This is a genomic window from Streptomyces himastatinicus ATCC 53653 (assembly GCF_000158915.1).
Lineage (GTDB): Bacteria > Actinomycetota > Actinomycetes > Streptomycetales > Streptomycetaceae > Streptomyces > Streptomyces himastatinicus.
The window spans coordinates 994,898-1,002,382 of sequence record NZ_GG657754.1 but is presented as its reverse complement, the minus strand read 5'-3'; the positions used below and the strand labels follow the sequence as shown (position 1 = coordinate 1,002,382).

The window sequence follows — 7,485 nt, the reverse complement described above, 5'->3', positions numbered from 1 at the left end:
CCGAGCGGGGGCTCCGCCCCTCGAACCCCCGACCAGGGGCTCTGCCCCCGGGCCTCGACTGTGGGGCTCCGTCCCAAGCCCCCGACCAGTGGGCTCCGCCCCCGGGCCCCCGCCCCAGGCTCCGTTCTATGGCCCCGAGCGTCCCCGGGTGTGTCCCGGGGGTGGGGTTCCGGACAGTGCCCCGCTACCCGGCCGCAGGCCGGAGGCCCGGGCCCCGGCCCCCGAGCGACACCGGCCGTGTCCGGCGGGGCCGGGGGAGGGGCGGGGCGGGAGCCCCGACCGGTCGATGACGTACACCCGTACCACCGCACACCACGAGGAGCCCGGCGCCCATGACCGCCGACCATGACACCGCGATACCGCTGACGGACGGGCGGCTCCGGCCGCGGCCGGGCGACCCGGCGCGCCAGGAGGCGTTCCTGCCCGCACCCGCCGTCCAGAACCACGCCGCCAACCTGACCGTGCTGCCCGGCGGCGACCTCGGCTGCGTATGGTTCGGCGGCACCCAGGAGGGCGTGCCGGATATCTCCGTGTGGTTCTCCCGGCTGGCACCCGGCGCCGACACCTGGTCGGAGCCGGTCCGGCTGTCCGACGACCCGGCGCGCTCCGAGCAGAACCCGCTGCTGTTCCCCACCCCGGCCGGTGAGCTGTGGCTGCTGTACACCGCCCAGCAGGCGGGCAACCAGGACACCGCGGAGGTCCGGGTCCGGGTGTCGGGCGACAACGGGGACACCTGGGACGCGCCGCGCACCCTCTTCCCGGCCACCGGCGGGGGCGGGGTGTTCATCCGTCAGCCGATCGCGGTCCTGGACAGCGGGCGGTGGCTGCTGCCGGTGTTCCACTGCGTGTCCACCCCGGGCGCCAAGTGGGTCGGCGACCATGACACCAGCGCGGTGATGGTCAGCGACGACGAGGGCCGCACCTGGCGGGAGCGGCCCGTGCCGGGCTCCACGGGCTGTGTGCACATGAACGTCCACCCGCTCCCGGACGGCACGCTGCTGGCGCTGTTCCGCAGCCGCTGGGCCGACGCGGTGTACCGCTCGCACAGCACGGACGGCGGGGAGAGCTGGAGCGAGCCGGAGCCCACCGAGCTGCCCAACAACAACTCCTCCGTCCAGTACGTCCCGCTCGGCGACGGACGGCTGGCGCTGGTGTACAACCACAGCAGCCGCGCGGACGCGACGGCCCGCCGGGTCTCGCTCTACGACGAGATCGACGACGACGGGGAGGCGGGCGACGCTCCGGCCGCCGCACCGTCGCAGCGAGAAGACGCCCCGGGCGCCTTCTGGGGCGCGCCCCGGGCGCCGATGACCCTCGCGCTGTCCGCCGACGGCGGCCGTACCTGGCCCGTACGGCGGGACCTGGACGTGGGCGACGGACACTGCCTGACCAACAACTCACGCGACCGGCTCAACCGGGAGCTGTCGTATCCCACCATCCGGCAGACCCCGGACGGCACCCTGCACATCGCGTACACATATCACCGCCAGGCCATCAAGTACGTCCGCGTCAGCCCGGACTGGGCAGCCCATGGCTGAACACGCCGTGGTCACCGGCGTCAGCTCCGGCATCGGCGCCGCCATCGCCACCCGGCTGCTGGACGAGGGGTGGCGGGTCACCGGGATCAGCCGTACGGCCCCGCCGCACGCGCACGACCGGCTGCGCTGGCTCCCGGCCGACCTGGCTCGGCCGGAGGAACTGCCGCAGGCGCTCACCCCGATGGACGAGGACGGCCCGCTGGACGCCCTCGTGCACGCGGCAGGCGTCCAGCGGGCCGCCCGGCTGGCGAACTGGACGCCGAGGACGGGTCCCTCATGTGGCGCATCCACGTCCAGGCGGCCACCGTCCTGGCGGACGCGCTGGTGGACCGGGTCCGGGACGGCGGCCGGTTGGTGCTGGTGGGCAGCCGGACGATGACCGGCGTCCCGGGCAAGAGCCAGTACGCGGCCACCAAGGCGGCGCTGACGGGCCTGGCCCGCTCCTGGGCGGCCGAACTGGCGCCGCGCGGGATCACCGTGAACGTGGTCGCGCCGGGGCCGACGGACACCCCGATGCTGCGGGACCCGGGCCGCAGCCGCACCCCGCCCGTCCTTCCGCCGCTCGGCAGGCTCGTACGCCCCGAGGAGGTGGCCGGGCTGACGTCGTTCCTGCTGGGCCCGGAGGGCGGTGCGGTGACCGGTCAGACGCTGGTGATGTGCGGGGGCGCCTCGCTGTGACAGCCGGGTTCAGAGCCCTGATTCGGTCATGGCCCTGACACGGAATCTCTTCATGATGTTCACCATTGGACGATCCTGTGTCTGACACGCTTTCGGGGCTCGAACAACGGTCGTAAATCGGGGAGAGGACACCACACATGACCAGTGTGACCCGCTGGAAATCCCTGGCACTGCTGGCCGGCGTCGTGACGGTCGCCGTCACGGCGCAGACCCCGGCCACCGCGGTGCCCACCAGCACAACGGCGTACGACGACACGTACTACAAGGACGCGATAGGCAAGACCGGGGAGCCGCTGAAGGACGCCCTGAACCAGATCATCAGCAAGGACGTCAGCAAGCTTTCGTACGACGAGGTCTGGGACGCCCTCAAGAAGACCGACGAGGACCCGGACAACTCCGCCAACGTCATCCTGCTCTACACCGGCCGGTCCCAGAGCAAGAACTCGAACGGCGGAAACGCCGACGACTGGAACCGCGAACACGTCTGGGCGAAGTCGCACGGCGACTTCGGCACCTCCACCGGACCCGGTACGGACATCCACCATCTGCGCCCGGCCGATGTCTCGGTCAACAGCACCCGTGGCAACAAGGACTTCGACGAGGGCGGCTCGGAGGTGGGGGAGGCGCCGGGCAACCGCACCGACGACGACTCCTTCGAGCCCCGTGACCAGGTCAAGGGCGATGTGGCCCGGATGATCCTGTACATGTCTGTCCGCTACGAGGGTGGCGAGGGCTACCCCGACCTGGAGCCCAACGACAAGGTCGACAACGGCAGCCAGCCCTCTATGGGACGGCTCTCCGTGCTCAAGAAGTGGAACGACGAGGACCCGCCGGACGCCTTCGAGAAGAAGCGCAACCAGGTCATCTACGACGACTTCCAGCACAACAGGAACCCGTTCATCGACCACCCGGAGTGGGTCGCCGACATCTGGAAGTAGCCCGGTCCCGCTTCACGCGCCCCGGGCCGCCGCCAGCAGGTCGGCGGTGTGCCCGGGGTGTCCGGGGGCGGCCCGCAGCGAGGGCAGCAGCAGGGTCCACAGTTCGGCCAGATGGTCCTCGACGAGCCGCCGCCCGTCGAGGGCCTCGGACACCGTGTGCAGGCCGAAGAAGGCACACACGATGGTCCGGGCCGCGGGCAGCGGATCGACGTGGGCGGCCAGCTCGCCCTCGCCGTGGGCCCGTTCCAGCATGGCCCCGACGGCGTCGATCCAGCCGATGAACGGGGGCGGGAAGGGCGCCGCGATCAGGGAGCGCTCGGTCCACAGCCGGGCCCCCGCCCGTACCACGATGTCGTCGCGGAAGGCGCGGGCCACCGCGAAGCTGAGCCGGACGAGCTGCTCCAGGGCGGGCACATGGAGCCCGGTGTGCCGGTCGATCAGGGGCGGCCAGGTGGCGAAGTGTTCCTGCACCACGGCGAGGGCGAGTCGTTCCTTGCTGGTGTAGTGGAAGTAAATGGCGCCGCTGGTGTGACCCGAACGGGCGGTGATGTCGCTGATGCTCGTTCCCGCGTATCCGCGTTCATCGAAAAGGGATGCGGCCGCTTCCAGAAGAGACCGGCGTGTTTGTTCGGCCCGTTCTTGCACGTGTTCGTCGTCCTTCATCAGCCGGTCCGGTGTGACGGAGTGAACTTAGCGGACTTTCGGCCGCTGATGGTGATGAGGACAGACAGGTCAAACATTATTAGTATTTTATGGTGATCGTTCGCGAGGCTCGCGGCCTTTCCGAGCCGACCGGTCCCACCGGTCGGCCGCTCAGCTGGTCCCGCACCGTGGCGCGTGAGGCCGTGCACCGGGTCTCGGTGGCCGAGGTGCTGCTCACCGACGTCCGTACGCTGGGTGACGGACGGTTCGAGGCGGCCGCCCAGTGGCCCCGCTCCCATCCGACGTTCCCGCACGGCGGGGACGGCCGTCACCATCCGCTGATGATCGCCGAAACGCTGCGCGAACTGGGGATCTACATCCCGACCCGGTACTACGCCGTGCCCGCGGGCGCGCACTTCCTGATCCGCGACCTGTCCTTCCGGCTCGACCCGGAGACCGAGCCCCGCGCCCCGCACGGGGCGACCGACATCACCTGCCGGATCGCGGTGACGGACGTCCGCACCGCACAGCCCACCGGGCGCTTCGTGTCCGGAATGCGGCTCGACGTCGGCCTGTGGGCGGGTGGCCGGATCTTTGCGCGGGCCGGGGGCACCGCCCGCTTCCTCGACGGCACGGCCTACGCGGAGACCCGCTCCGCCCACTCGGGCCAGACGGCGAGGCGCAGGCTGCGCGCCGCCGTACGGCCCTCACCAGGGCAGTTGGGCGTACCGGCGGCCCGGGACGTGCTGGTGGTACGGGACGGGGGAGTGGTGTACCTGGACCCCGCGGACCCCCGCCACCCTTTCTTCTTCGACCACTGGAGCGACCATGTGCCGGGGCTGGTGCTGCTGGAGGGCGCCCGGCAGGCCGCGGCGCTGGCCACCGGGGGCCTGCTGATCCGCCCCCTGGCCTGCCGGATGAAGGCCATCCGGTTCACCGAGTCCTATCCGCCCGCCGTGGTCGAGTGCGTCTCCCACGGCAGGACGTGTGTCTTCCGGCTGCGCCAGGCGGACATCTGCACGGCGGTCGGTGTGCTCCAGTACGGCTGACCGCGCACCAGGACGACGAACGCTCCGTGCGACGAACCCTCCGTGCGACGAACGCGACGACCTACGAACGCACTGGACGACGAACAAATCGCCGACGCTCAGTGACCCCTTGCTCACCCGGAGTCATCTCAGTAACGTAGTGATCGTTATGTTTCGGGCAGGCAATTCTCCGCCTGTACGGCTTTTCCATGCCGCATCCGGCATTCCGCGCGCAGCGTCCGCCCAGAATTCACCGCGCTGCTCCCCGTGGCTACAGGCAGGCACCCCCTGCGCCGATTCCCCCATCTCTCCTGGAACGGCAGGCAGATGACAGCAGACACGCTTCTCGCATGGACCCCCGCCGCCATCGTCTTCGACTGTGACGGCACTCTGATGGACTCCGAACGGCACTGGGAAAAGGCCCGCGAAGTCGTGCTCGCGGACTACGGGGCCGTCTGCGACGAGGAGTTCGCGGGCCGCACCAAGGGGCTCCACTACACCGAATGCGGCCGCATGATGGCCGAATTCGCCGGACTCCCCGATCTCGCCGACGAGATGACCCGGCAGCTGCTGAGCGCATTCCGCAGACTGGTCGCCGAGGACCCGGTCACCATGCCGGGTGCGGCCGAACTCGTCCACAAGGCGGCGGCGTTCGCACCGCTGGCCGTGGCGAGCAACTGCCCGCGCGACGTGGTGGAGGACGGGCTCTCCAAGGCCGGGCTGCTGCGCTACTTCGACCATGTGCTGGTCCCCGGCGGGGAAGTGCGGCCCAAACCCCACCCCGATGTGTATCTGGCGGCCGCCCGCCTGTGCGGTGCGGCCCCCGGTGACGCGCTCGCGGTGGAGGACTCCCACTGCGGCTTCCTGTCCGCCTCCCGGGCCGGGCTGAGGGTGCTCGGCGTGGGACCGCGCAAACCCGTCGACGAACGTCCGCCGGTGGATCTGTGGGTCTCCACGCTCGCCGACCCCGATCTGCTCAAGTGGGCCGAATCCCGGGCGGCTTGAGCCTGAGAGAGGGACCGTGGTGCACCGGTCAGTCCATCTTCATCCCGTCGTGCTCCTTGCCGCCGCCCGACTCGGAACCACCCTGGGACTTCGACCCACCGTGGTGCATCATCGAGCCTTGCTCGATGGCCCCGCCGAGCTTCGCGCGCAACGGCTTGAGGGATCCCGAGGACTGACCGGTGACCGACCAGCGGGTGCCGACCAGATACATGCCCCCGTAGTCCTTCGAGGTGTTCAGCCAGTCCTTCTGACCCTTCGCGGTGGCGAAGGTGACCATGGTGTACCGGTCGCCCTTGCTGGACTGGCAGGCCCCCTGGCGCAGTTCGTCCGCCTCGGTGACGATGGTCGCCTTGCAGCCGATGGCGTCGGCGATCTGCGTCAGGGCCGCGGGCTTGCCCGGCTTCCCCAGCTCCTTGGCGGCGTGCGCCTTCTCCTTCTTCTTGCCGTCCGCATGGCTGCTTCCGCCGCAGCCGCTCACCAGGCCGCCCGCACAGAGCAATGCCGCACCGAGCGCGGCGGCACGGAGTACGCGTGACACTTCAACCCTCCCGTCGACGTCCGGCGGGGAGCCCGAAGCGCCGCCGCTCCGGGCCCCCGTCGGGATGGACCATCATGCCGTCTTACTGGGTCACCTTCTTGCCCTTGTCGTCGAGCGCGAACCAGGTGCCCTTGACGCCCTGGCCGTTGGTGTCGCCGGGCTTCTTGTCCCCGGCGAAGGTGTAGAGCAGCCAGCAGTCGAAGGCGGCCTGCTTGGTGCCGTCGGGGCGGGTGAAGGAGGTCACCTTCGTCCTTCACCCCGGAGACCTTGGTGGTGTCGATGGCCTTGACCGGCTTCCACTTGTCCAGGGCAGGCGGCGTCGGTGGATTGCCGTCTTTCATCGGCCACGCGCTGTCCTTGTCGAACCGGTAGACGGTCATGCCCTCGCCGTTCACCATGATCTTGCCGAGGTCGGCGTTGTTGCTGACCATCAGCTCCAGGGCGCCGCCCCCGGCCTTCTTGCCGGCCGGCTTGCCGTCAGGGGCCAGCGCGTTCCAGGTGCCGCCCACGCCCTGGCCCTTGGTGTCGCCCGCCTTGGTGTCGCCCGCGTAGCGGTAGACCGGCCAGCCCTCCAGGGTCAGCTGCTCGCTGCCGTCGGCGCGCTTGACCTTGCCGAGCTTCTTGGAGTCGATGCCCGCACCGGCCGTGGCGTCGTCCGCGGGGACCGGCGGCCACTTGGTGGCGCACGCGTCGTTGCAGTTGGACTTGGCGGGCTTCGGGGTGTCCTCGTCGAACCGGTAGAGGGTCATCCCCGCGCTGTCGGACACGAACTTGCCGAGCTTGGCGTCGCTCTTGACCGCGAGCTCCTTCGCCGGGCCCGTCTGACTCCCGCCCGCCTCGCCACTGCCCGCCGCCGCGCCGGTGTCACTGCCGTACCCACCGGTCGCGCCGGCCCCCGCGGCCGCCGCGCCCGCACCCGCCGACGCCGAAGCACCCGCACTCGCCGTCTGGCTGCTGCCACCCACGGGCTGGACGTTCGCGCTGCCCGCGGAGGTGTCATTGCTGCCACACGCCGCCGTCAGCATGACCAGCGCCGCGGACATTCCCGCGAATGCGATCTGACGCCGCTTCTCCATGACCACTCCCTGCGAAATCCTTATCGGTGTCCGGCGGTGAAG

The 7,485-nt window shown here is 70.6% G+C and carries 9 protein-coding genes; 6 read left to right on the top strand and 3 right to left on the bottom strand.

All coding sequences use genetic code 11. The annotated features are described in order from the left end of the window. Positions 1–332: 332 nt before the first annotated feature. The 4 genes from SSOG_RS03615 (at position 333) to SSOG_RS03605 (ending at position 3,154) form a co-directional block, all read left to right on the top strand. On the top strand, positions 333–1,538 hold the full coding sequence (locus SSOG_RS03615; protein WP_009712848.1) for a sialidase family protein: 1,206 nt from the start codon (positions 333–335) through the stop codon (positions 1,536–1,538). Continuing rightward, positions 1,531–1,917, top strand: coding sequence for an SDR family oxidoreductase (locus tag SSOG_RS55580; RefSeq protein ID WP_245606216.1), 387 nt, complete (start codon positions 1,531–1,533; stop codon positions 1,915–1,917). The genes SSOG_RS03615 and SSOG_RS55580 overlap by 8 nt, the downstream gene beginning before the upstream one ends. Further along, positions 1,815–2,216 (top strand): SDR family NAD(P)-dependent oxidoreductase, encoded by a 402-nt coding sequence (locus SSOG_RS55575; protein ID WP_245606215.1) that lies wholly within the window; start codon positions 1,815–1,817, stop codon positions 2,214–2,216. Before SSOG_RS55580 ends, SSOG_RS55575 begins: the two co-directional genes overlap by 103 nt. A gap of 137 nt (positions 2,217–2,353) precedes the next feature. Then, positions 2,354–3,154, top strand: coding sequence for an endonuclease I family protein (locus SSOG_RS03605; RefSeq protein ID WP_009712846.1), 801 nt, complete (start codon positions 2,354–2,356; stop codon positions 3,152–3,154). A 12-nt stretch (positions 3,155–3,166) separates the two neighbouring features. Here the strand turns inward: SSOG_RS03605 and SSOG_RS03600 are convergent, their stop codons facing one another. Continuing rightward, positions 3,167–3,817 (bottom strand): ScbR family autoregulator-binding transcription factor, encoded by a 651-nt coding sequence (locus tag SSOG_RS03600; protein WP_009712845.1) that lies wholly within the window; start codon positions 3,815–3,817, stop codon positions 3,167–3,169. A gap of 89 nt (positions 3,818–3,906) precedes the next feature. Between SSOG_RS03600 and SSOG_RS03595 the strand changes: the two genes are divergently transcribed. Further along, complete coding sequence (locus tag SSOG_RS03595; RefSeq protein WP_063631535.1) at positions 3,907–4,845, top strand: ScbA/BarX family gamma-butyrolactone biosynthesis protein; 939 nt, start codon at positions 3,907–3,909, stop codon at positions 4,843–4,845. Positions 4,846–5,151: 306 nt separating this feature from the next. Continuing rightward, positions 5,152–5,829, top strand: a complete 678-nt coding sequence (locus tag SSOG_RS03590) for an HAD family hydrolase (protein WP_039936484.1) — start codon at positions 5,152–5,154, stop codon at positions 5,827–5,829. A gap of 28 nt (positions 5,830–5,857) precedes the next feature. On the opposite strand, the gene SSOG_RS03585 is transcribed toward SSOG_RS03590, so the two are convergent. Both SSOG_RS03585 and SSOG_RS58310 read right to left on the bottom strand, forming a co-directional pair. Continuing rightward, the gene (locus SSOG_RS03585; protein ID WP_009712842.1) at positions 5,858–6,367 is read right to left on the bottom strand and encodes a hypothetical protein; all 510 of its coding nucleotides are present in this window, start codon (positions 6,365–6,367) and stop codon (positions 5,858–5,860) included. Continuing rightward, the gene (locus SSOG_RS58310; RefSeq protein WP_425385407.1) at positions 6,304–7,443 is read right to left on the bottom strand and encodes an SCO0930 family lipoprotein; all 1,140 of its coding nucleotides are present in this window, start codon (positions 7,441–7,443) and stop codon (positions 6,304–6,306) included. The genes SSOG_RS03585 and SSOG_RS58310 overlap by 64 nt, the downstream gene beginning before the upstream one ends. Positions 7,444–7,485: the final 42 nt, after the last annotated feature.